The 21,885-nt window shown below is 56.5% G+C and carries 22 protein-coding genes and 5 tRNA genes; 8 read left to right on the top strand and 19 right to left on the bottom strand.

Annotated elements, in window-relative coordinates:
* From KO1_RS22315 to leuA, 7 genes are all read left to right on the top strand, one after another.
* The coding region (locus KO1_RS22315; protein ID WP_148719766.1) for an IS110 family RNA-guided transposase at positions 1-400 on the top strand (400 nt) is incomplete at its 5' end.
* Positions 401-887: 487 nt separating this feature from the next.
* Positions 888-1,634 (top strand): AzlC family ABC transporter permease, encoded by a 747-nt coding sequence (locus KO1_RS22310; protein WP_024274600.1) that lies wholly within the window; start codon positions 888-890, stop codon positions 1,632-1,634.
* Positions 1,624-1,959, top strand: a complete 336-nt coding sequence (ygaH, locus tag KO1_RS22305) for an L-valine transporter subunit YgaH (protein WP_004104783.1) — start codon at positions 1,624-1,626, stop codon at positions 1,957-1,959. Before KO1_RS22310 ends, ygaH begins: the two co-directional genes overlap by 11 nt.
* Positions 1,960-2,050: 91 nt before the next feature.
* Positions 2,051-2,581, top strand: a complete 531-nt coding sequence (gene mprA, locus KO1_RS22300) for a transcriptional repressor MprA (RefSeq protein ID WP_004104785.1) — start codon at positions 2,051-2,053, stop codon at positions 2,579-2,581.
* 133 nt (positions 2,582-2,714) lie between these two features.
* Positions 2,715-3,887, top strand: coding sequence for a multidrug efflux MFS transporter periplasmic adaptor subunit EmrA (gene emrA / locus KO1_RS22295; protein ID WP_004104787.1), 1,173 nt, complete (start codon positions 2,715-2,717; stop codon positions 3,885-3,887).
* Between the two features lie 15 nt (positions 3,888-3,902).
* The gene (gene emrB, locus KO1_RS22290; RefSeq protein WP_004104788.1) at positions 3,903-5,441 is read left to right on the top strand and encodes a multidrug efflux MFS transporter permease subunit EmrB; all 1,539 of its coding nucleotides are present in this window, start codon (positions 3,903-3,905) and stop codon (positions 5,439-5,441) included.
* Between the two features lie 144 nt (positions 5,442-5,585).
* Positions 5,586-7,262, top strand: coding sequence for a 2-isopropylmalate synthase (gene leuA / locus KO1_RS22285; RefSeq protein ID WP_017145512.1), 1,677 nt, complete (start codon positions 5,586-5,588; stop codon positions 7,260-7,262).
* On the opposite strand, the gene KO1_RS22280 is transcribed toward leuA, so the two are convergent.
* The 16 genes from KO1_RS22280 to pncC form a co-directional block, all read right to left on the bottom strand.
* Positions 7,241-8,008: an AraC family transcriptional regulator gene (locus tag KO1_RS22280; protein ID WP_004104793.1), complete on the bottom strand. Its 768-nt coding sequence runs from the start codon at positions 8,006-8,008 to the stop codon at positions 7,241-7,243. The genes leuA and KO1_RS22280 overlap by 22 nt on opposite strands.
* 54 nt (positions 8,009-8,062) lie before the next feature.
* Positions 8,063-8,578: an S-ribosylhomocysteine lyase gene (gene luxS / locus KO1_RS22275; protein WP_004104795.1), complete on the bottom strand. Its 516-nt coding sequence runs from the start codon at positions 8,576-8,578 to the stop codon at positions 8,063-8,065.
* Positions 8,579-8,743: 165 nt separating this feature from the next.
* Positions 8,744-10,300, bottom strand: coding sequence for a glutamate--cysteine ligase (gshA, locus tag KO1_RS22270; RefSeq protein WP_017145511.1), 1,557 nt, complete (start codon positions 10,298-10,300; stop codon positions 8,744-8,746).
* Between the two features lie 66 nt (positions 10,301-10,366).
* Positions 10,367-10,795: a YqaA family protein gene (locus KO1_RS22265; protein WP_004104799.1), complete on the bottom strand. Its 429-nt coding sequence runs from the start codon at positions 10,793-10,795 to the stop codon at positions 10,367-10,369.
* Entirely contained in the window at positions 10,792-11,358 is a 567-nt protein-coding gene (gene yqaB, locus KO1_RS22260; RefSeq protein ID WP_004104801.1) for a fructose-1-phosphate/6-phosphogluconate phosphatase, read from the bottom strand. The genes KO1_RS22265 and yqaB overlap by 4 nt, the downstream gene beginning before the upstream one ends.
* Before the next feature lie 127 nt (positions 11,359-11,485).
* A complete protein-coding gene (locus KO1_RS22255) occupies positions 11,486-11,800 on the bottom strand; it encodes a BON domain-containing protein (protein WP_004104803.1) in 315 nt (104 codons plus the stop codon).
* A 304-nt stretch (positions 11,801-12,104) separates the two neighbouring features.
* Positions 12,105-12,181 (bottom strand) — tRNA-Arg (locus KO1_RS22250).
* A 192-nt stretch (positions 12,182-12,373) separates the two neighbouring features.
* A tRNA-Arg gene (locus tag KO1_RS22245) sits at positions 12,374-12,450 on the bottom strand.
* 192 nt (positions 12,451-12,642) lie between these two features.
* A tRNA-Arg gene (locus tag KO1_RS22240) sits at positions 12,643-12,719 on the bottom strand.
* 194 nt (positions 12,720-12,913) lie between these two features.
* Positions 12,914-12,990 (bottom strand) — tRNA-Arg (locus tag KO1_RS22235).
* Between the two features lie 4 nt (positions 12,991-12,994).
* A tRNA-Ser gene (locus KO1_RS22230) sits at positions 12,995-13,087 on the bottom strand.
* Between the two features lie 323 nt (positions 13,088-13,410).
* The gene (csrA, locus tag KO1_RS22225) at positions 13,411-13,596 is read right to left on the bottom strand and encodes a carbon storage regulator CsrA (RefSeq protein ID WP_000906486.1); all 186 of its coding nucleotides are present in this window, start codon (positions 13,594-13,596) and stop codon (positions 13,411-13,413) included.
* A 238-nt stretch (positions 13,597-13,834) separates the two neighbouring features.
* The gene (gene alaS / locus KO1_RS22220; protein WP_004114720.1) at positions 13,835-16,462 is read right to left on the bottom strand and encodes an alanine--tRNA ligase; all 2,628 of its coding nucleotides are present in this window, start codon (positions 16,460-16,462) and stop codon (positions 13,835-13,837) included.
* A 130-nt stretch (positions 16,463-16,592) separates the two neighbouring features.
* Complete coding sequence (gene recX / locus KO1_RS22215; RefSeq protein WP_004114721.1) at positions 16,593-17,093, bottom strand: recombination regulator RecX; 501 nt, start codon at positions 17,091-17,093, stop codon at positions 16,593-16,595.
* A 70-nt stretch (positions 17,094-17,163) separates the two neighbouring features.
* A complete protein-coding gene (gene recA / locus KO1_RS22210) occupies positions 17,164-18,222 on the bottom strand; it encodes a recombinase RecA (protein WP_004104808.1) in 1,059 nt (352 codons plus the stop codon).
* A gap of 80 nt (positions 18,223-18,302) precedes the next feature.
* A complete protein-coding gene (gene pncC, locus KO1_RS22205) occupies positions 18,303-18,800 on the bottom strand; it encodes a nicotinamide-nucleotide amidase (RefSeq protein ID WP_016809455.1) in 498 nt (165 codons plus the stop codon).
* A gap of 203 nt (positions 18,801-19,003) precedes the next feature.
* Between pncC and KO1_RS22200 the strand changes: the two genes are divergently transcribed.
* A complete protein-coding gene (locus KO1_RS22200; RefSeq protein ID WP_004114722.1) occupies positions 19,004-19,237 on the top strand; it encodes a hypothetical protein in 234 nt (77 codons plus the stop codon).
* Positions 19,238-19,265: 28 nt separating this feature from the next.
* Here the strand turns inward: KO1_RS22200 and KO1_RS22195 are convergent, their stop codons facing one another.
* From KO1_RS22195 to KO1_RS22185, 3 genes are read right to left on the bottom strand one after another with little or no spacing between them, the layout of a single operon-like run.
* A complete protein-coding gene (locus tag KO1_RS22195) occupies positions 19,266-20,147 on the bottom strand; it encodes a metal ABC transporter substrate-binding protein (protein ID WP_024274602.1) in 882 nt (293 codons plus the stop codon).
* A 5-nt stretch (positions 20,148-20,152) separates the two neighbouring features.
* Positions 20,153-21,016, bottom strand: a complete 864-nt coding sequence (locus KO1_RS22190; protein ID WP_024274603.1) for a metal ABC transporter permease — start codon at positions 21,014-21,016, stop codon at positions 20,153-20,155.
* A complete protein-coding gene (locus tag KO1_RS22185) occupies positions 21,013-21,723 on the bottom strand; it encodes a metal ABC transporter ATP-binding protein (RefSeq protein WP_163470980.1) in 711 nt (236 codons plus the stop codon). The genes KO1_RS22190 and KO1_RS22185 overlap by 4 nt, the downstream gene beginning before the upstream one ends.
* Positions 21,724-21,885: the final 162 nt, after the last annotated feature.

Below are 21,885 nucleotides of genomic sequence, written 5' to 3'. Positions count from 1 at the left end.
CTGGATAAAAAGACTGCTGGCGATAGAGGGGATGGGTCCGGTGGTGGCCAGTGCCCTGGTGGCTGCAGTGGGTGATGGCAGACAGTTCAGGAGCGGCCGGGAAATGGCGGCTTATCTGGGGCTGGTTCCGCGGCAGCACTCAAGCGGAGGAAAGGCGCGACTGGGCCATATCAGCAAGCGGGGGGACCGCTACGTGCGGACGCTGATAATCCATGGAGCGCGGGCAGTGCTGAATGCGTGTCAGAATAAAACTGACAGGCGCAGCCAGTGGTTGCAGGGGGTGTCGGAGAGACGAAACCGGAACATCGCGACGGTGGCGCTGGCGAACAAGAATGCCCGTATAGCATGGGCGCTGCTGAGTCGTGAAGAGGATTACCATGGGATACAGGTCACCGGTTGACCGGCGGCCAGTATCCCATGCGTTAAAAGAGCAATAACCTGCCGTAAGGTTGCAGCCAGAGAAGCGAGATGAGTAACAGGTAAGACCAGCATCAGTCACTCCGGCCTGGCCGAAGGCTCCCTGATAAGCAAAGCCGCTAGCCCGAATGGAAACAGATGCGCAGATAACATCATGGCCCGGATACGACGGTATCGTAAGAGAGGCCGGATATACGAACGCAACTTACCCCGTTACACAAAATGCAGAGATGGCTTGCATAACGGGAGGTGTCCATATACGGGCAAGGCGCTTTGCGTCGCCCCCGGGGAAGACGGCCTCCTGCACAACACGACATCTCCTGTTCTAAATGATGGATTGATATGCAAATAAACTGCATAACTTTAGCCATCAACGTTTTCGTTACTGTTAAGCCGCGCCGCTCTCTGCTAAGGTAAATCCACCTGATTAATCATGTGATTTTCACGTGAGTTATTAATAAGCAACTCCTATGGAAAACCCTGACGCATTGATGCACACTCCCCCCGCTGACGAGGCGACGCTGGCTGAAGGCATTAAGGACAGCCTGCCGATCGTCATCAGCTATATTCCCGTCGCCTTCGCCTTCGGTCTCAACGCCACTAAGCTTGGCTTTACTCCGCTGGAAAGCCTGTTCTTCTCCTGCATTATTTACGCCGGCGCCAGCCAGTTCGTGATCACCGCCATGCTGGCCGCAGGAAGCTCGCTATGGGTCGCCGCGCTCACCGTCATGGCGATGGACGTTCGCCATGTGCTGTACGGCCCGTCCCTGCGCAGCCGCATTCAGCGCGCGATGAGCAAGAAAAAAACCGCACTCTGGGCATTCGGCCTGACCGATGAAGTTTTTGCCGCTGCCACCGCTAAGCTGGTCCGCGACAATCGACGCTGGAGCGATAACTGGATGACCGGCATCGCTTTTATGTCCTGGGCTTCATGGGTCTTCGGCACGCTGATCGGCGCTTATTCGGGCAGCGGCCTGCTGACTAACTTTCCGGCAGTGGAAGCGGCGCTGGGCTTTATGCTGCCGGCGCTGTTTATGAGCTTTTTACTCGCCTCATTCCAGCGCAAGCAGTCGCTGAGCGTTACCGCCGCGCTGGCAGGCGCGCTGGCTGGCATGATTCTGTTTTCCATACCCGCGGCGATCCTTGCCGGGATTGTCTGCGGCTGCCTGACTGCTCTGGTGCAGGCCAGCATTCAGGGGATGCCCGATGAACAGTGATGTCTTCATTCTCGGCGTCGTGGTCGGCTGCGTGAACTATCTCTTTCGCTATCTGCCGCTGCGCCTGCGCGCCGGAAACGTGCGTCCGACTCGCCGCGGCCCGGTCAGCGTCCTGCTCGATACCATCGGCATCGCCTCCATTTGCGCGCTGCTGGTTGTCTCCAGCGTGCCGGAAATCCTCCATGACGCCCGCCGCCTGCTGCCCACATTAGCAGGCTTCGCCGCGTTGGGCCTGGCGTTTTGGAAAACACGCAGCATAATTACGCCTACGCTTTTGAGCGCGCTAACCTACGGTGTTGTCTGGAAAATCAGCGTATGGCTATAAGCTTAAAGTATAAGTTTTTGTCAATAATTGATTTGATTTATTTGTCACAATAGTTATTATATCGGCTGTAATTAATGAGGTCATAACCAAAATGGATAGTTCGTTTACTCCCATTGAGCAAATGCTCAAGTTCCGCGCCAGCCGTCACGAAGACTTCCCTTTTCAGGAAATTCTGCTTACTCGTCTTTGCATGCATATGCAGGGAAAACTGCTGGAAAACCGTAACAAGATGCTGAAAGCGCAAGGGATTAACGAGACATTGTTTATGGCGCTGATCACGCTTGAGTCTCAGGAAAACCACAGCATTCAGCCTTCCGAGCTGAGCTGCGCGCTGGGCTCTTCGCGAACCAACGCCACGCGCATTGCCGACGAGCTGGAAAAACGCGGCTGGATCGAGCGCCGCGAAAGCGATAACGATCGTCGCTGCCTGCATCTACAGCTTACCGAAAAAGGGCATCAGTTCCTGCGCGAAGTCTTACCGCCGCAGCACAACTGCCTGCATCAGCTCTGGTCCTCTTTAAGCACCAGCGAAAAGGATCAGCTTGAGCACATCACCCGTAAGCTGCTTGGTCGCCTTGACCAAATGGAAGAGGATGGCGTGCTTGCGGAGTCTCTGCGCTAAGCGCGGAACCAACCGCTCACCAATTTTTCTGGATTGACAAGGAAAACGGACAGGCCAGCAGATCTTTCTGCTGGCCTTTCTGATAAACAGGTCGGCTCAGCCGATGTGAAATAATAAGATCGTGGAGAATAACATGAGCGCAAATGCGGAGAGCCAAACCCCGCAGCAACCGGGCAGCAAAAAAGGGAAGCGTAAAGGCGCCCTCCTGCTGCTGACCTTGCTCTTTATTATTGTTGCCGTGGCATACGGGATTTATTGGTTTTTGGTACTGCGTCACTACGAAGAGACCGACGACGCGTACGTGGCAGGGAATCAGGTACAGATTATGGCCCAGGTGTCCGGCAGCGTGACGAAAGTCTGGGCCGACAACACCGACTACGTGCAAAAAGGCGATCCGCTGGTCACCCTCGACCAGACCGACGCCCAGCAGGCATTTGAAAAAGCGCAAACCCAGCTGGCCGCCAGCGTACGTCAAACGCGCCAGCAGATGATCAACAGCAAGCAGCTGCAGGCCAGCATCGAAGTGAAAAAAACCGCGCTTTCCCAGGCGCAAACCGACCTTAACCGTCGTATTCCGCTGGGCGCGGCCAACCTGATTGGCCGCGAAGAGCTGCAGCATGCGCGCGACACGGTTGCCAGCGCGCAGGCCGAACTGGACGTGGCGATTCAGCAATACAACGCCAACCAGGCGATCGTTCTGGGCACGAAGCTGGAACAACAGCCTGCGGTCCTGCAAGCGGCCACCGAAGTGCGTAACGCCTGGCTGGCCCTGCAGCGGACGAAGATCGTCAGCCCAATTAGCGGCTACGTTTCTCGCCGTTCCGTTCAGCCCGGCGCGCAAATCACCACCACTACCCCGCTGATGGCCGTCGTTCCGGCGACCAACCTGTGGATTGACGCCAACTTCAAAGAAACGCAGCTGGCGCACATGCGTATTGGTCAGCCTGCCACCGTGATCAGCGACATTTATGGTGATGATGTGAAATACACCGGTAAAGTCGTCGGTCTCGATATGGGGACCGGGAGCGCCTTCTCGCTGCTGCCTGCGCAGAACGCTACCGGCAACTGGATCAAAGTGGTTCAGCGCCTGCCGGTACGTATCGAGCTGGATGAAAAACAGCTGGCAGAGCACCCGCTGCGCATCGGCCTTTCGACGCTGGTTGAAGTGAACACCACCGACCGCGGCGGCGAGATGCTGGCAAGCCAGGTACGTAGCGCTCCGGTTTACGAAAGCAATGCCCGTGAAATCGGCCTTGAGCCGGTCAATAAGCTGATAAACGACATCATCCAGGCCAACGCCGGATAATTCGGGGTGAGCGTAATGCAACAGCAAAAACCGCTGGAAGGCGCGCAGCTGGTCATTATGACCATTGCGCTGTCGCTCGCGACCTTTATGCAGGTGCTGGATTCCACCATCGCCAACGTGGCCATCCCCACCATCGCCGGTAACCTTGGCTCATCGTTGAGCCAGGGGACTTGGGTTATCACCTCGTTTGGGGTGGCGAACGCTATCTCCATTCCGATTACCGGCTGGCTGGCAAAGCGCGTTGGCGAAGTGAAGCTATTCCTCTGGTCGACGGTGGCGTTCGCTATCGCCTCCTGGGCCTGCGGCGTCTCCAACAGCCTGACGATGCTGATTTTCTTCCGCGTGATACAGGGGATCGTCGCCGGTCCGCTGATCCCGCTGTCGCAAAGTCTGCTGCTCAGCAACTACCCGCCCGCCAAGCGGTCAATCGCGCTGGCGCTGTGGTCAATGACGGTGATCGTCGCGCCGATTTGCGGCCCGATTCTCGGCGGCTATATCAGCGACAACTACCACTGGGGCTGGATCTTCTTCATCAACGTGCCGATTGGCATCGCCGTGGTGGTGATGACGCTGCAAACGCTGCGCAACCGGGAAACCCGCACCGAACAGCGGCGGATTGACGGCGTGGGCCTGGCGCTGCTGATTATCGGTATCGGTAGCCTGCAGGTAATGCTCGACCGGGGTAAAGAGCTGGACTGGTTCGCCTCCAACGAGATCATCATCCTGACGATTGTCGCGGTGGTGGCGATAAGTTTCCTGATCGTCTGGGAGCTAACCGACGACAACCCCATCGTCGATCTGTCGCTCTTCAAGTCGCGAAACTTTACCATCGGCTGCCTGTGCATCAGCCTCGCCTATATGCTCTACTTCGGCGCTATCGTGCTGTTGCCGCAGCTATTGCAGGAGGTATACGGCTATACCGCTACCTGGGCCGGTCTGGCTTCGGCGCCGGTCGGGGTGATCCCGGTTATCCTGTCGCCGATTATCGGCCGCTTTGCGCATAAGCTGGATATGCGTCGGCTGGTCACCTTTAGCTTTATCATGTACGCGGTCTGTTTCTACTGGCGCGCATGGACCTTCGAACCGGGAATGGACTTTGGCGCCTCGGCGTGGCCGCAGTTTATCCAGGGCTTCGCGGTGGCCTGCTTCTTTATGCCGTTGACCACCATCACCCTGTCCGGCCTGCCGCCGGAAAGGCTGGCGGCGGCGTCGAGCCTGTCGAACTTCACGCGTACGCTGGCGGGGTCTATCGGCACCTCGATTACCACCACCATGTGGACGAACCGCGAGGCGCTGCACCATGCGCAGCTTACCGAATCGGTGACGCCATACAATCCCAACGCCCAGCAGATGTACGACCAGCTGCAGGGATTAGGAATGACGCAACAGCAGGCATCCGGCTGGATAGCGCAGCAGATTACCAACCAGGGGCTGATTATCTCCGCCAACGAAATTTTCTGGTTCTCGGCGGCGGTGTTTATCCTTCTGCTCGGGCTGGTATGGTTTGCCAGACCGCCGTTTAGCGCCGGGGGCGGCGGCGGCGGCGCGCATTAAGATTTACCCTGAAGGGATCTGCGGATCCCTTTTTTATTGCCCAAAACGCAGATTGTCCAGTTTGCGCTAGTCGATGTCCGGTTTGCTGGAGATCGCTTTTGCCCACCTCATGCACGATGAAGATCCGCTAAGAAGGAGAAAATCATGCTGACTCAACCCGGTGAAAAATACCGCCCCTATCCGCCGATCGCCCTGCCTGACCGCCGCTGGCCAGAGCAGCAAATAACCCGCGCCCCGCGCTGGCTCTCTACCGATCTGCGCGACGGCAACCAGGCGCTGGCCGAGCCGATGGATAGCGCGCGCAAGCTGCAGTTCTGGGATTTACTGCTGGAGTGTGGTTTTAAAGAGATTGAGGTCGCCTTTCCCTCCGCCTCACAAACCGACTTCAACTTTGTACGTCAACTGATTGAAGAGCAGCGCATTCCGCAGGATGTGACGATTCAGGTACTGACCCAGGCGCGGGAGGATTTGATCCTGCGTACGTTTGCCGCTCTGCGCGATGCCCACCGCGCTACCGTACACCTCTATAACGCCACCGCGCCGCTGTTTCGCGAGCTGGTTTTTGGAATGGACAAAGCGCAGGTGATCGACCTGGCGACCCGCGCGACCCGGCTTATCCGTCAGCAGTGCGAGCAGCAGCCGCTGACCCGCTGGCAATACGAGTACTCTCCGGAAACCTTTTGCTTCACCGAGCCGGAATTCGCGCTGGAGATTTGCGAGGCGGTGGCGGAAATATGGCAGCCCTGCGCCGAACGGCCGATGATTATCAATCTGCCCGCGACGGTAGAGGTGAGCACGCCCAACGTATATGCCGATCAAATTGAGCATTTTTGCCGTCACTTTTCGCGCCGCGCCGATGTATGCATCAGCGTCCATCCGCATAACGATCGGGGTACCGGCGTTGCCAGCGCGGAGCTGGCGGTGATGGCAGGCGCCGACCGCGTCGAAGGCTGCCTGTTCGGCAACGGCGAGCGCACCGGTAACGTCTGCCTGGTGACGCTGGCGATGAATCTCTACAGCCAGGGCGTCAATCCCCGGCTCAAATTCTCCGGGATGAAGCGGGTGGTCGAAATCGTCGAAAGCTGCAATCAGATCCCGGTTCATCCGCGCCATCCCTGGGCGGGCAGTCTGGCCTACACCGCCTTTTCCGGCTCGCATCAGGATGCCATTAAAAAGGGATTCGATGCCCGCCGGCCCGGCGAACGCTGGGAAATGCCCTATCTGCCTATCGATCCGCAGGATATCGGCTGCAGCTACGAGGCGGTGATCCGCGTTAACAGCCAGTCCGGCAAAAGCGGGAGCGCATGGCTGATTGAACAGAATCATGGCCTCAAGCTTCCGCGTGCGCTGCAGCAGGATTTTAGCCTGCACGTCCAGCACGAAACCGACGCTCACGGGAAAGAGATGACCCAGAATGCGCTATGGCAGCTGTTTCGCGCGCGCTACGGACTGCTCCCCCAGCCGCCGCTTGCGCTGCTGGATTACCAAAGCGATAGCCAGCAGGACGGCCAGCTTTCTCTGCAGGCTACCCTGCGCATCGCCGGTGAAACGCGACGACTGCAGAGCCGCGGCAACGGCCTGCTGTCCGCCGCCGCCGCCGGGCTGAGCGTCCTGTTAAGGCAAAACTCCGTGATTAAAGATTATCATGAGCACACCCTGGGTGAACGCAGCGACAGCCGTTCAGTGGCCTATATTCGCTGCGTCTTCCCGAATGGCGAGAGCCGTTGGGGGGTCGGAATTGATAACGACGTGGCGCGCGCCTCGCTGCAGGCGCTGTGCAACGCGATGAGCGAAAACCATCACTCCGGCGAGCGGAAGTAATCGCTGGGGGTCACGCCTAACACCCGGCGAAACATGGCGCTAAAAGCGCTGTGGCTGCCGTAGCCGAGATCCAGCGCCACCCGCAGTACCGAATGCCCCTGCGCCAGGCGAACCAGCGCTTCCATCAGCTTCGCCCGGCGCACCCACTCGCTCCAGGTGAGCGTGGTCTGCTGCTGAAAATGGCGATTCAGCGTGCGCTCGCTCATGCTGCTCTCTTTCGCCGCCGCGGCGCTGCCCCACGGCTCTCCTGGCGCTTCTCGTACCTTCTGGCATAAACGGCGCAGCGCTTCGCTTTGCGGCTCCGGCAGGCCAAACGGCAGCACCGCCATACCGCGAATCTCATCGAGGATCAGTTCGTAGATTCGTTCATCGCGGCTGCCCGGCGCGTAAGATTCCGCCAGCGTCAGCGACGCGACAATCAGTTCACGCAGCAGCGGAGTGATCTGTACTATCTGGCAGGTTGAAGGGAGATCGGCGCGGGCAAGGGGATCGATAAACAGGGTTCGCGCAGCCGCCGCGCCGGTAATCCGTAGCGTATGCGGCGTACCGGCGGGAAGCCAGACGCCTCGCCCCGGCGGCACAACCCAATAACCCTGCGCGGTTTCCACCCGTACTACGCCGCTGAGGATATGTAACAGCTGAGCGCAATCGTGCTGATGCCAGGGTTCGCTATCGCCATGGGCATAATCATGGGCAAAGGGCACCAGTGAACGATGCTGGAAGTTGAGGGTTAAAGTTGTCGACATTGCGGCGTTGATGAATTGCGGCCCGGCAGCGTTCGCCGGGCCGTAGCGATAGCACTAGATGTGCAGCTCTTGCAGTTTTTCTTTCGGCAGCGCCAGCTCGTCGTTGCTGTTGACGCGGACATCACGCTCAATGATATGGCGAGCGATTTCCTGGGCTTCTTCCAGCGAGTGCATGGTGTAGGTTCCGCACTGGTAAACGTTCAGCTCCGGGATCTGGTTCTGATCTTTCACCTTCAGCACGTCGGCCATCGCCGCTTTCCAGGCATCCGCGACGCGCTGCTCGTCCGGCGTACCGATCAGGCTCATATAGAACCCGGTACGGCAGCCCATCGGAGAGATGTCGATAATTTCCACACCATTGCCGTTCAGGTGATCGCGCATAAAGCCGGCAAACAGGTGCTCAAGGGTGTGAATACCTCTTTCCGGCATCACTTCCTGGTTTGGTACGCAGAATCGCAGATCGAAAACGGTGATTTCATCGCCGTGAGGCGTGTTCATTTTCTTCGCCACGCGCACCGCAGGCGCTTCCATTCGGGTATGGTCGACTGTGAAACTATCTAACAACGGCATTCTTCACCTCCGATAGTGATTTTTTTAAAAATAAAATGAACTCTTTTTGAGGCAGCGAGTCTGAGTATATGAAAGACGCGCATTTATTATCATCATCATCCCTGAATCAGAGATGAAAGTTTGGCCACAGTGATGTGGCCGTTTTCTTTTTTACGGCTCGTAAAACTACGCATGCCTCGCCAGTAGCGCTTCAAACGACTCGCTGTCCGCCGCTTCCACCTTCTTCTGACGCTGTACCGACGCTTCGCGTTCGGCAGCAAAATCCGCTTCGCTTAAAATTTCCAGCGGCTCTTCGCGCAGCATCGTCCGATACCGATCGGCCAGCTCTCTGCCGGTACCGCCAATCCCCTCTTCAAGCATAGAACGCAGAACGCGCGCCGAGAAGGTTAATTCCGGGTTGTCAAAGCAGGCGACCAGCTCATCGCAGGCCTGCTGATAAGCCTGGCATCCGTGGATGCTATCCAGCGTTTGCGCCACGCGGCGTAAATCGCGGAACAGATCTTTGCCGACCTGAGCCAGCGGGTACTGGGCGGTTTCGCAGCCAATACCCAACGTCAGGCCCGGCTTGCGGCCTTCCAGAATCACCCGATTCCAGTTAGTGCGCGTGCACAGCAGCTCGTCGCTGCTCATTTCCGGCGCATCGGCCAGCACGCACCAGACCATAAACAGATCGAGGAAACGTACCTGCTGTTCGTCAACGCCAATCGGTGAGAACGGGTTGATATCCAGGGAGCGGACTTCGATATATTCAATGCCGCCGCGCAGCAGCGCGTCGGAAGGCGTTTCACCGCTGCGGGTCACGCGTTTCGGCCGAATCGGCGCGTACAGCTCGTTTTCGATCTGCAGCACGTTGCTGTTAATTTGCAGACGCTTGCCGTCTTTCTCCAGCCCGATATTCTCATACTCTTCGGATGGCGTTTTAATCGCCCGCTTCAATCCTGCCACATACTCATGCAGATCGTTAAACGTAATTCCGAGATTGCTTTGCGACTTATTGGTATAGCCGAGATCGCTCAGGCGCAATGAGGTCGCATAAGGCAGGTAGTACATGCCGTTGCTGGCTTTCTCAAACGGCAGCGTGGTCGGCTTCCCTTGCAGGAACGACGAACAAATAGCCGGGGAAGCGCCGAACAGGTACGGGATGACCCACCCAAAACGATAGTAGTTGCGAATAGATCGGAAATAGCCGGCAGAAATGGCCTCTTTCCCGCTTTCAGCATCCTCGACGCCGCACCTGGCCTGCCAGAAAGCCATCGGCAGAGAGAAGTTATAGTGCACGCCGGAGATCGTTTGCATAAGCGCGCCGTAGCGATTCTTCAATCCTTCGCGATACAGCGTTTTCAGACGGCCGATATTTGAGCTGCCGTACTGCGCCAGCTCAATATCCTGGCCGGGCGCGATATAGCACGGCATGCTCAGCGGCCACATCCGCTCGTCGCCAATATGGCGCGCGGTATAGCGATGAACATCGCGCATGAAGGTGAGCATATGCTGAATATCGCCATCAACCGGCGTAATAAACTCCAGCAAAGCTTCGGCAAAATCGGTGGTAATCCATTTATGAGTCAGCGCTGAACCCAGTGCTTCCGGATGGCCGGTAGTGGCCAGCGTGCCATCAGCGTTGACGCGCAGCGTTTCGCGCTCTAGACCGCGTTGAATACCCTGCAGCGCCTGCGGATTTTTTTCCAGCCAGGCCAGCGCCTGTGATACGTCCGGGATCAATTTGACCTCCCGCCTGTCGAAATCGTTTGAATTAGCATAATTGTAATGGTTGAACAATCAGTCCAATTAGTGCCACCACGTCATGCCCTGAAGCGTTATCGCCGCAACGACGATATAGCGTAATGCTTTGCCAAGGCATAAAAAAAAGAGCACTGGTCCCCAGGAAATGCGCATCCATCCCGCCAGTAAACACAGCAAATCGCCTATAACAGGCGCCCAGCTTAATAATAGCGTGACCGCGCCGTAGCGCCTCAGCCAGCCGGTCGCCTTCTCCTGCCAGCGCGATGTCTTGCGCAGCGGAAACAGGCGCCCCAGAATAACGTTAGTTACCCCTCCAAGGCTATTACCGATTATTGCTATTAAAACCAGTAACCACGGCTGGCTAACCCCCGCCAGCAGCATGGCGATCAACACCACTTCCGAGTTGCCGGGAAGCAGCGTTGCGCTTAGAAAGCTACTGGCAAACAGCGATATCAGCGACAGCGAGTCGCTCACAGCAATCGCACGTCCACGGCATCCATTCCGGCGCGCTTCGCCGCCTGCAGCCCGAAGTCCGCATCTTCAAAGACCACGCACTTCTCCGCCGCAACGCCCATGCGCTCTGCGCAAAGTAAGAAAGTATCAGGTGCGGGTTTATGGTTGGCGACATGATCCGCGGCAACCACCGCCGAGAAGTAGTGACGCAGACCCAGATGAGCCAGCAGCGCTTCAGCAACGGCGCTCTCGCTGCCGGTACCGACTGACATCGGACGACGACCGTGCCACTCTTTGACCACCTCAATAAGCGGTAAAGGACGGACGCTATCAAGCAGCATCGCTTTCACAGCGGCAGTTTTTTCCTGCGCCAGAAGATGAGGATCTAAATCAGCCTGATTTAATTCAATAATGGCCTGAGCAATCCGCCAGGTTGGAGATCCGTTAAGCGCGACCATGGCCTGCATATCGAAACGCATGCCGTAACGTCCCAGAACCTCGTCCCATGCCTTACGATGCGTCGGCTCGGTATCGAGGATCGTGCCATCCATATCAAAAATCAGTCCTGCATAACGTTCGTACATCGTCTTCTCATCAACCGGTTAAGGAGGTGTTACTGTAACGCAAAAGGTCAGGTTTGTCGCTGCCAGCGGTAGATGCAACAAGGGCGCTCTGTGGCGCCCTTGCTAATAACAGTGCAGTCTGCTGCGATTATTTGATTCTTAAATCGTTCTCAACCACGCGAACGCCCTGCACTTTTCTCGTGACTTCGACCGCACGTTTAGCGCTGTCTGCGGATGAGACAAAGCCGCTGAGCTGTACGCGACCTTTAAAGGTCTGGACGCTAATTTCTGAAGACTTTATCTCTTTGTCATTGAAGAGCGCGGTTTTTACTTTAGTCGTAATGACGGTATCGTCAATGTAACCACCGGTACTCTCCTTTGTGGACGAACCGGCACAGCCCGCCAGCGATACGGCCACCAGCAGCGTCGCGCAAAACGCAGTTATTGCTTTGAACCATTTCATGGATTTCTCTCCTTGCACTTATCTCACCCAAAATCAGATCGATATACAGGAATAAATTATAGTGGAAAGAGGGAGTTGCCAATGAAAAAAGTGCTGAAGAATAAGGTGAATTATTGCGCTTAACATGCTTGAGATAAGGAGGAGGAACTGAAGAATATTTATTATGAAGAGAATAGGTGCATCCGGGAGCATGACTCACTCGGTTCGCCCTGCGGGCCGTTGCTAAAGCAACGTTATCCTCCCTGGTGCTGGCGATCATCTCGCAGACCATGAAACAACCGCGTGGCTGTTATCTCGGAGAATATGGTGCATCCGGGAGGATTCGAACCTCCGACCGCTCGGTTCGTAGCCGAGTACTCTATCCAGCTGAGCTACGGATGCATCGGGAAACTTGCTTTACTGCCGATATTGATACCGCTGCTAAAGCCGTATCAAGTAAGAGAGGGTGCATCCGGGAGGATGACTCACTCGGTTCGCCCTTCGGGCCGTTGCTAAAGCAACGTTATCCTCCCTGGTGCTGGCGATTATCTCGCAGACCGTGAAACAACAGCGTGGCTGCTATCTCGGAGAATATGGTGCATCCGGGAGGATTCGAACCTCCGACCGCTCGGTTCGTAGCCGAGTACTCTATCCAGCTGAGCTACGGATGCATCGGGAAACTTGCTTTACTGCCGATATTGATACCGCTGCTAAAGCCGTATCAAGTAAGAGAGGGTGCATCCGGGAGGATGACTCACTCGGTTCGCCCTTCGGGCCGTTGCTAAAGCAACGTTATCCTCCCTGGTGCCGGCGATTCACTCGCAGACCATGAAACAACAGCGTAGCTGTTATCTCGGAGAATATGGTGCATCCGGGAGGATTCGAACCTCCGACCGCTCGGTTCGTAGCCGAGTACTCTATCCAGCTGAGCTACGGATGCATCGGGAAACTTACTTTACTGCAGATTTTGATACTGCTGCTAAAGCTGTATCAACTAAGATGGTGCATCCGGGAGGATGACTTGCCTTGCGGCTCGCCCTTCGGGCCGTTGCTAAAGCAACGTTATCCCCCCTGGTGCTTGCGGCTAATACCGCCACCTCATCCACACCTTCGTTGCTGAAGATATGGAGAATATGGTGCATCCGGGAGGATTCGAACCTCCGACCGCTCGGTTCGTAGCCGAGTACTCTATCCAGCTGAGCTACGGATGCAAAATGGCGGTGAGGCGGGGATTCGAACCCCGGATGCAGCTTTTGACCGCATACTCCCTTAGCAGGGGAGCGCCTTCAGCCTCTCGGCCACCTCACCACACGCCTCTTACGAGTGCTTCGAAGAACTTGTTTCTGCTCTTCGTCGCTGCGATGGCGCACATATTACTTTCTGGTACTTATAAGTCAAACCTTTTTTCGAGACCTTTTTTTCGTTTGCACACTTCCCGCGCAATTAGCCTGTGAAAACGGCAAAAAGAGTATTTTATCAACAAGAAATTGCTGATTTTGCTGCTGCTAACGCAAAAGATAACGGGAGCGGAAGCCGCGTAAACGACAAAAAAGAGAGGCTGTCGGAGAAGAAAAGTGGAAAAAACGAACCTGGGAGGGATGCGCCTCACCAAACAGCGAGGCGCGAAAACCTTAGTAACTGGACTGCTGGGATTTTTCAGCCTGGATACGCTGGTAGATCTCTTCACGATGCACAGAGACTTCTTTAGGGGCATTTACGCCAATACGAACCTGGTTACCCTTCACCCCTAAAACTGTCACAGTGACCTCATCTCCAATCATGAGGGTCTCACCAACTCGACGAGTCAGAATCAGCATTCTTTGCTCCTTGAAAGATTAAAAGAGTCGGGTCTCTCGTATCCCGGCATTATCCATCATATAACGCCAAAAAGTAAGCGATGACAAACACCCTACGGTGTAAGCAGTCACGGCATCACATTCTGTTAAACCTAAGTTTAGCCGATATACACAACTTCAACCCGACTTTATCGTTATCAGTGCTTCTCGCGCAAGATGCTGTAGTCCGAGAACCACAGCATCTATGCGATTATAGTTATTACAGTTTTGCGCTTACCCAGCCTTTCACACTGGCCAACGCAGCAGGGAGAGCAGACGCATCGGTACCGCCGGCCTGCGCCATATCCGGACGACCGCCCCCTTTACCGCCCACCTGCTGGGCGACCATACCAACCAGTTCCCCTGCTTTCACGCGGTCTGTCACATCCTTAGACACACCCGCAATCAGAGAAACCTTACCTTCTGCGACCGTAGCTAACACAACAACCGTTGAACCCAGCTGATTTTTCAGATCGTCAACCATAGTACGCAGCATTTTCGGCTCAACGCCGGCCAGCTCGCTGACCAGCAGCTTAACGCCGTTAATCTCTTCTGCTTTGCTGGAGAGGTTTGCGCTCTCCTGCGCGGCAGCCTGCTCTTTCAGCTGCTGCAGCTCTTTTTCCAGCTGACGGCTACGCTCCAGCGCGGCGCGTACCTTCTCGCCGAGGCTGTGGGTATCCCCTTTCAGCAGCTGCGCAATATCGCCCAGCAGATCGCTTTGCGCATGCAGCAGTGCCATCGCGCCTTCGCCGGTGACCGCTTCGATACGGCGCACGCCTGCGGCGGTGCCAGACTCAGAGGTGATGCGGAACAGGCCGATATCACCGGTACGCGAGGCGTGAGTTCCGCCGCACAGCTCGGTGGAAAAATCGCCCATTCGCAGCACGCGAACGCGATCGTCATACTTCTCGCCAAACAGCGCCATTGCGCCTGATTCACGAGCAGCGTCAATATCCATGATATTGGTTTCGATTGGCAGGTTGCGACGGATTTGCGCGTTCACCAGATCTTCAACCGCGCGGATCTCCTCCGGCTTCATCGCCTCAAAATGCGAGAAGTCGAAGCGCAGCGCTTTATCGTTGACCAGGGAGCCTTTCTGCGCAACGTGCGTACCGAGAACCTGACGCAGCGCCGCGTGCATCAGGTGCGTCGCGGAGTGGTTCAGACGGATACGCTGGCGGCGAGCCTGATCGACATCTGCCTGTACGGCGTCGCCGACCTTCAGCGAACCGCCATTCAGTTTACCAATATGACCAATTGCCTGACCGTATTTCTGTGTATCGCTGACCTGGAAGGAGAAACCGGCGCCCTTCAGCTCGCCTTTATCCCCCACCTGGCCGCCGGATTCAGCGTAGAACGGCGTCTGGTCGAGGATCACTACGGCTTCCTGACCGGCGTTCACCGCATTTACCGCTTTACCATCGATAAACAGGGCAGTCACTTTGCCGTTCAGTTCCAGGCTGTCATAGCCTTTAAACTCAGAGGCGCCGTCAACGCGGATCATCGCGTTGTAGTCCGCGCCAAAACCGCTGGATTCGCGCGCGCGACGGCGCTGCTCTTCCATTGCGGCTTCAAAGCCGGCTTCGTCAACCTTGATGTTGCGTTCGCGGCAAACGTCGGCGGTCAGGTCAACCGGGAAACCGTAGGTATCGTACAGGCGGAAAGCGGTTTCGCCGTCCAGCGTGTCGCCCTGTAGTTTAGCCAGCTCTTCATCCAGCAGCGCCAATCCGCGCTCGAGAGTACGGGCAAACTGCTCTTCTTCGGTTTTCAGCACCTGCTCAACCTGAGCCTGCTGCTGTTTCAGCTCTTCGCCGGCGGAGCCCATCACGTCAATCAGCGGGGCGACCAGTTTCCAGAAGAAGGTCTCCTTCGCACCCAGCATGTTGCCATGACGGATTGCGCGACGAATGATGCGGCGCAGCACGTAGCCGCGGTTTTCATTCGACGGGATAACGCCATCAGCAATCAGGAAAGCGCAGGAACGAATGTGGTCAGCGATAACGCGCAGGGACTTGTTAGAGAGATCGGTCGCGCCGGTGACGTCAGCCACGCTCTTAATCAGATCGCGGAACAGATCGATATCGTAGTTGGAGTTAACGTGCTGCAGTACGGCGGCAATACGTTCGAGGCCCATACCGGTATCCACGGACGGCTTAGGCAGCGGCTCCATTGTCCCGTCAGCCTGACGGTTGAACTGCATAAAGACGATATTCCAGATCTCAATATAGCGATCGCCGTCTTCTTCCGGCGTTCCCGGAGGGCCGCCCCAGATATGGTCGCCATGGTCGAAGAAGATTTCGGTGCATGGACCGCACGGCCCGGTGTCGCCCATCTGCCAGAAGTTATCGGAAGCAAAAGGCGCGCCTTTATTGTCGCCGATGCGAATAATACGCTCGCGCGGTACGCCAACTTCATTTGCCCAGATGTCGAACGCCTCGTCATCGGTTTCGTAGACGGTCACCCACAGTTTTTCTTTCGGCAGGGCGAACCAGTTCTCACCGGTCAGCAGTTCCCATGCGTATTTGATAGCGTCCTGTTTGAAGTAGTCGCCGAAGCTGAAGTTACCCAGCATTTCAAAGAAGGTGTGGTGACGCGCGGTGTAACCGACGTTTTCCAGATCGTTGTGCTTACCACCCGCACGAACACAACGCTGCGCGGTGGTTGCGCGCGAATAATTACGTTTGTCGAGACCAAGGAAAACATCCTTGAACTGGTTCATCCCGGCGTTGGTAAACAGCAGGGTCGGGTCGTTATGCGGCACCAGGGAGCTGCTCGCAACTACCTGATGTCCTTTACTATGGAAAAAGTCGAGAAACGCCTGACGGATCTCAGCGGTGCTCTTGCTCATAATTATCCTGAAATCAAGCTAACGAAATGTCGCTGGCAGCCACTACCCAGTATCGACCGGCAGGCTACTCACGAAAATAAAGTGGGAATAAGATAAGTTTTCTTTACGGGGAAGTAAAATCCCGGATGGGTCAATCTGCAAAATTTCGCCAGATTTCCTGGATATCTTCCATCAGATAGCCGCGGTAGAGCAAAAAGCGCTGAATTTTGACTTTTTCTGCAAATACGGTGGGCAAGGGTTCGCCATATTTTCTCTGCGCCTGCTCTTTAGCAAGCTGTGCCCAGTCGATTTCGCAGTCACGCATGGCTGACTCTATCGTCTCGCGGGAAATCCCTTTCTGCTTTAGCTCCTGGCGGACGCGCGCCGGGCCGTATCCCTTGCGGCTGCGGCTGGCAATAAACTGGGCGACAAAGCGATCGTCGTCCAGATAGCGGTTCTCAATACACCATTCGACAACGTTATCGACCTCTTCCGGCGTTACGTTTAGCGCTTCAGGGCCGTTCTTGCTCATCACCGGCGCAGCCAGTTTGCGCCTGAGCTCCTGTTCGCTATGGTCGCGCATTGCCAGAATGCGAATCGCGCGATCCAGCAGACGGGCATAGTCAGAGCGGCGGGATGAAGTTTCAGTCACGGGCAACCTCGCTAATCAAAAAAGCAAAAGGGCCGCATAAGCGGCCCCTTGTTAGTCTGTTCAGACGATATCAGAAATCTTGTTCGGTTTCTGCTTCGCTGTTGCCATCAACCGCGAAGTCCGGCGTGGAGTCCTGATTGCTCAGCAGCAGTTCACGAACTTTCTTCTCGATCTCTTTTGCTGCAGCCGGGTTCTCTTTCAGCCAGGAGATCGCGTTCGCCTTACCCTGACCAATTTTATCGCCGTTGTAGCTGTACCAGGCGCCCGCTTTCTCAATCAGCTTCTCTTTCACGCCGAGATCGACCAGCTCACCGAAGAAGTTGATACCTTCGCCGTAGAGAATCTGGAATTCGGCCTGTTTAAACGGCGCGGCAATTTTGTTTTTCACCACTTTAACGCGGGTTTCGCTGCCGACAACGTTGTCACCCTCTTTCACCGCACCGATACGGCGGATATCCAGACGCACGGAGGCGTAGAATTTCAGCGCGTTACCACCGGTAGTGGTTTCCGGGTTACCGAACATGACGCCAATTTTCATACGAATCTGGTTGATAAAGATCAGCAGCGTGTTGGACTGCTTCAGGTTACCCGCCAGTTTACGCATCGCCTGGCTCATCATACGCGCCGCGAGGCCCATGTGAGAGTCGCCGATTTCACCTTCGATTTCCGCTTTCGGCGTCAGCGCCGCAACGGAGTCGACGACGATAACGTCTACCGCACCGGAACGCGCCAGCGCGTCACAGATTTCCAGAGCCTGCTCGCCGGTGTCCGGCTGGGAGCACAGCAGGTTGTCGATATCGACGCCCAGCTTGCGAGCATAAACCGGATCCAGCGCGTGTTCCGCATCGATAAACGCACAGGTTTTACCTTCACGCTGCGCGGCGGCGATAACCTGCAGCGTCAGCGTGGTTTTACCGGAAGATTCAGGCCCGTAAATCTCGACGATACGGCCCATCGGCAGGCCGCCTGCGCCCAGGGCGATATCCAGGGAAAGCGAGCCGGTGGAGATTGTTTCCACATCCATGGAGCGGTCTTCACCCAGGCGCATGATGGAGCCTTTACCGAATTGTTTTTCGATCTGGCCCAGTGCTGCCGCCAACGCTTTCTGTTTGTTTTCGTCGATAGCCATTATTACTCCTCTCATGCCGGGTGTAACCGGGTAGTCAATTCTGTTCTGTTGAAGCAATTATACTGTATAGTCATACAGTATCAAGTATTTTGTAGAAATTGTTGCCAGAGGAGATTTAGCGCATAGGCCGTGGCCTGGCGGCGCACCGCCTCCCGGTCTCCGGCAAAGCATTCGCGCTGGGTTACGCCCTGTCCGCTGGCGCTCGCCACGCCAAACCAGACGGTGCCCACCGGCTTTTCCGCGCTGCCGCCATCCGGCCCGGCGATGCCGCTGACCGAAATCGCGTAGTCCGCGCGAGCCGCGCGCAGGGCGCCAATCGCCATCTCCACGACCACCGGTTCGCTCACCGCGCCATGGTCAAGCAGCGTCGCTTCGCTGACGCCAATCATCTGCGACTTGGCTTCATTACTGTAAGTCACAAAACCGCGCTCAAACCACGCCGAGCTGCCGGCAATATCGGTCAGGGTTTTGGCGACCCAGCCGCCGGTGCAGGACTCCGCCGTGGTCACCGTCGCGCCGCGCGCTTTCAGCGCCTGCCCCACCTGCTCGCTCAGCTGCATTAATTCCGAATCTGTCATTCGTCGCCCCACGTAAGCTCTATAAACAGGCCATCAAAGATAGCACTTCCAGCGAAGATATGGGGACGGGGTGGCGAATTTACGAGGAGGCTTGCGAAAATCATCGCCCACGCTGTCGCAGCACTTTCGGATAGCAGCCTGATGTCACCGGTGTCACAATTCACCGCACATTAAAGGAAGAGTTAAATTCGAGGTTATCTGGAATGGCCAAAGCCCCCTTTACCGCAGAGCAGAGTCTGCAAAAAATCCGTCAGGTGCGCCTTTGCCTGTTCTTATGCGGCTTATTTTCACTGTTCACCGCGCTTCTGCATATTTTCACCCGCTCCTTCAATCCCCTGTGTGAAGGCGTGCAGCTCTTATTGGGCGTCGGCTGCGTGATCTATGGATTTACTTTAAGCAAAAGAATCAAGCAGATACTTAACGGGCAGCCCGGATAAAAACCGGCCCCCTGCGGGCCGGCAGAAACTATTGCATACTGGCCGCAATCAGCTCGACGTTGTGACGCAGCATTTTCACATAACTGTCCGCCACGCCGCCGGGTTTAGAGAGCGCTTCAGGATAGAGCTCACCGCCCGGCTGCGCGCCCGTTGCGCTGGCGATCTGCTTGACCAGCCTTGGGTCGAGCTGGTTTTCCATAAACCAGGTATGCACGCCGTCGGCTTTAATTTGTTGAATTAAAGCCGCTACCTGCGCCGCGCTGGCTTCACTCTCCGACGATAATCCCTGCGGCGCGAGGAAGGTCACACCATAGGCGCGGCCAAAATAGCCGAAAGCGTCATGGCTGGTGAGCACTTTGCGTTTCTCCAGCGCAATGGCGCTGAACTGGCTTTTTGCCCAGCGATCGATATCGTTGAGCTGGCTGATATAGCGCTGACCGGAAATCTCCAGCGCAGCCTTATCATCCGGGTCCGCTTTTACCAGGCCGTTAAGGATATTCTTCGCATACAGGGCGCCGTTGGCGGCGCTGTTCCACGCATGCGGATCGGTTACCGTTGCGCCATCTTCTTCAAGCGTGTGAGTTTTGACTCCGCGGGAAGCTACCACCAGCTCACCTTTGAAACCGGATGCCTTAATTAAGCGGTCCAGCCAGCCTTCCAGCCCCAGACCGTTGACCACCACGACATCCGCTTTACTCAGCAGCGCGCTATCTTTCGGCGAAGGCTCAAAGGTATGCGGATCGCCATCCGGCCCCACCAGCGTGTTGACATGCACGTGTTCGCCGCCAATCTGCTGCACCATATCGCCTAAAACGGAAAAACTACTCACGACATTCAGCGTTTTCGCCATCACCCCGTGCGATGCGAGCCCCAGCGCCAGCGCCAGCCATATCCCGGTACGTTGCTTCATTTTCCTTACCCCATTAATTTACGCCAGCCGACAACCAGCCGGCTGCGCATGCCAAAAAATACCGATACAAAAAAGATGCCGCTGGCGGTCAGCACGATCGCGGGTCCGGCAGGCAAATTCGCCGCCCACGACAGGCTCAGCCCCATCCACGCGCAAAAACTGCCAATCGACGCCGCCAGCAGCAGAATGCCCGGCAGCGTTCGCGCCCAGCAGCGCGCCGCGACGGCAGGCAGCATCATGACGCCTACCGCCATCAGCGTGCCGAGAACCTGAAACCCGGCCACCAGGTTGAGCACCAGCAGGGCGAGAAACAGGCCGTGGAGCAGCGCCGGCAATCTTCGCGAGTTCACCTGAAGCCAGACGCTATCGAAGGCTTCACTGACCAGGCCGCGATAAAACAACGCGATGCAAATCAGGGTCAGGCTGGCAACGGCGGAGACAAACAGCGCCGAATCGCGGTCTACCGCCAGAATCGAGCCAAACAGCAGATGCAGCAGGTCGACGTTAGAACCGCGCAGCGAGACCAGCGTAACGCCCAGCGCCAGGGAGCCGAGATAAAACCCGGCGAAGCTGGCATCCTCTTTTAAAGGCGTGCGTCGGCTGACCCATCCCGCCACCAGCGCCACCGCAATGCCGGCAATAAAACCACCGACGGTCATCGCCAGCAGCGACATCCCGTTAAGCAGGTAGCCCGCCGCCACGCCGGGCAAAATCGCATGCGAGAGCGCATCGCCCATCAGGCTCATGCGACGTAAAAGTAAGAAAACGCCGAGCATCGTAGTGCTCAGGGAGAGCGCCAGGCACACCACCAGCGCGCGGCGCATAAAGCCAAACTCGATAAAGGGTTGAATAAAGGTGTGCCAGATCATGCCAGCCTCGCGGAGTGAAAGGCGGGCAGTACATCAGGCGTACAGCCCCAGCGGGCGTGCTGCGACGTTAGCAGCAGCGTTTCCGGGAAATAGTCGGCGACCCGTTGGTTATCGTGCAGCACCGCCAGAATCGTCTGTCCCTGCTGGTGCATTTCGAGGATCAGCGCCATCAGCTCACGACAGGTCGCTTCGTCGATGCCGGTAAACGGTTCGTCAAGCATTACCAGCGGCGCGCGTTGCACCATGACCCTTGCGAAGAGCATGCGCTGAAACTGGCCGCCGGAGAGCGCCTCAATCGGCGTTTTCGCCATCGTTAACAGTCCCACCCGCTCTAAGGATGCGACGATACGCTGACGCCCCTCTCCCCTGACCCCGCGCAATAGCGATACCCGGGGCCAGGCCCCCTGGCTGACCACATCCTGCACCGTCAACGGAAACTGCGACTCCAGGGCATGACGCTGCGCCAGCCAGCCGATAACGGGTCGTTCACCGCGCCAGTTCAGACGGCCGCTAACCGGTGGAATAAAGCCGGCTAGCGTCTTGAGCAGCGTCGACTTCCCACAGCCATTAAGGCCGACAATCGCCGTCATACTCCCCGTTGCAATCGTACCGCTAAGGGACGGCGTGATCGCCAGCCCTTCATAGCCAGCCACCAGGTGATCGAGCTTAATCATGGCAGGGATACCGCCCACCAGGTTGCCAGCCACAGCGCGGCCAGCACTACGCAGGCCATCGTCAGCCGGGCGATGCCTGAAGTCATCAATAAGGAAGTCAATGTTTACGCCTCAATAAAACGTTATAACATAACAATATTAAAAGAAGCGTAGATTGTAAATTGGCGTCAACAAAAGGAAATGCTGCAAAATGTT

The organism is Klebsiella oxytoca NBRC 105695 (assembly GCF_001598695.1).
Taxonomy (GTDB): domain Bacteria; phylum Pseudomonadota; class Gammaproteobacteria; order Enterobacterales; family Enterobacteriaceae; genus Klebsiella; species Klebsiella oxytoca.
Note: the sequence above shows the minus strand (reverse complement) of the source record. Positions and strands in the feature narration are given on the sequence as shown.

Excerpts from the sequence above, each read along its gene's own strand:
- KO1_RS22310 (WP_024274600.1), top strand. The coding sequence starts at position 888 with ATGGAAAACCCTGACGCATTGATGCACACTCCCCCCGCTGACGAGGCG.
- ygaH (WP_004104783.1), top strand. The coding sequence starts at position 1,624 with ATGAACAGTGATGTCTTCATTCTCGGCGTCGTGGTCGGCTGCGTGAAC.
- mprA (WP_004104785.1), top strand. The coding sequence starts at position 2,051 with ATGGATAGTTCGTTTACTCCCATTGAGCAAATGCTCAAGTTCCGCGCC.
- emrA (WP_004104787.1), top strand. The coding sequence starts at position 2,715 with ATGAGCGCAAATGCGGAGAGCCAAACCCCGCAGCAACCGGGCAGCAAA.
- emrB (WP_004104788.1), top strand. The coding sequence starts at position 3,903 with ATGCAACAGCAAAAACCGCTGGAAGGCGCGCAGCTGGTCATTATGACC.
- leuA (WP_017145512.1), top strand. The coding sequence starts at position 5,586 with ATGCTGACTCAACCCGGTGAAAAATACCGCCCCTATCCGCCGATCGCC.
- KO1_RS22280 (WP_004104793.1), bottom strand. The coding sequence starts at position 8,008 with ATGTCGACAACTTTAACCCTCAACTTCCAGCATCGTTCACTGGTGCCC.
- luxS (WP_004104795.1), bottom strand. The coding sequence starts at position 8,578 with ATGCCGTTGTTAGATAGTTTCACAGTCGACCATACCCGAATGGAAGCG.
- yqaB (WP_004104801.1), bottom strand. The coding sequence starts at position 11,358 with ATGTACGAACGTTATGCAGGACTGATTTTTGATATGGATGGCACGATC.
- KO1_RS22255 (WP_004104803.1), bottom strand. The coding sequence starts at position 11,800 with ATGAAATGGTTCAAAGCAATAACTGCGTTTTGCGCGACGCTGCTGGTG.
- csrA (WP_000906486.1), bottom strand. The coding sequence starts at position 13,596 with ATGCTGATTCTGACTCGTCGAGTTGGTGAGACCCTCATGATTGGAGAT.
- alaS (WP_004114720.1), bottom strand. The coding sequence starts at position 16,462 with ATGAGCAAGAGCACCGCTGAGATCCGTCAGGCGTTTCTCGACTTTTTC.
- recA (WP_004104808.1), bottom strand. The coding sequence starts at position 18,222 with ATGGCTATCGACGAAAACAAACAGAAAGCGTTGGCGGCAGCACTGGGC.
- pncC (WP_016809455.1), bottom strand. The coding sequence starts at position 18,800 with ATGACAGATTCGGAATTAATGCAGCTGAGCGAGCAGGTGGGGCAGGCG.
- KO1_RS22200 (WP_004114722.1), top strand. The coding sequence starts at position 19,004 with ATGGCCAAAGCCCCCTTTACCGCAGAGCAGAGTCTGCAAAAAATCCGT.
- KO1_RS22195 (WP_024274602.1), bottom strand. The coding sequence starts at position 20,147 with ATGAAGCAACGTACCGGGATATGGCTGGCGCTGGCGCTGGGGCTCGCA.
- KO1_RS22190 (WP_024274603.1), bottom strand. The coding sequence starts at position 21,016 with ATGATCTGGCACACCTTTATTCAACCCTTTATCGAGTTTGGCTTTATG.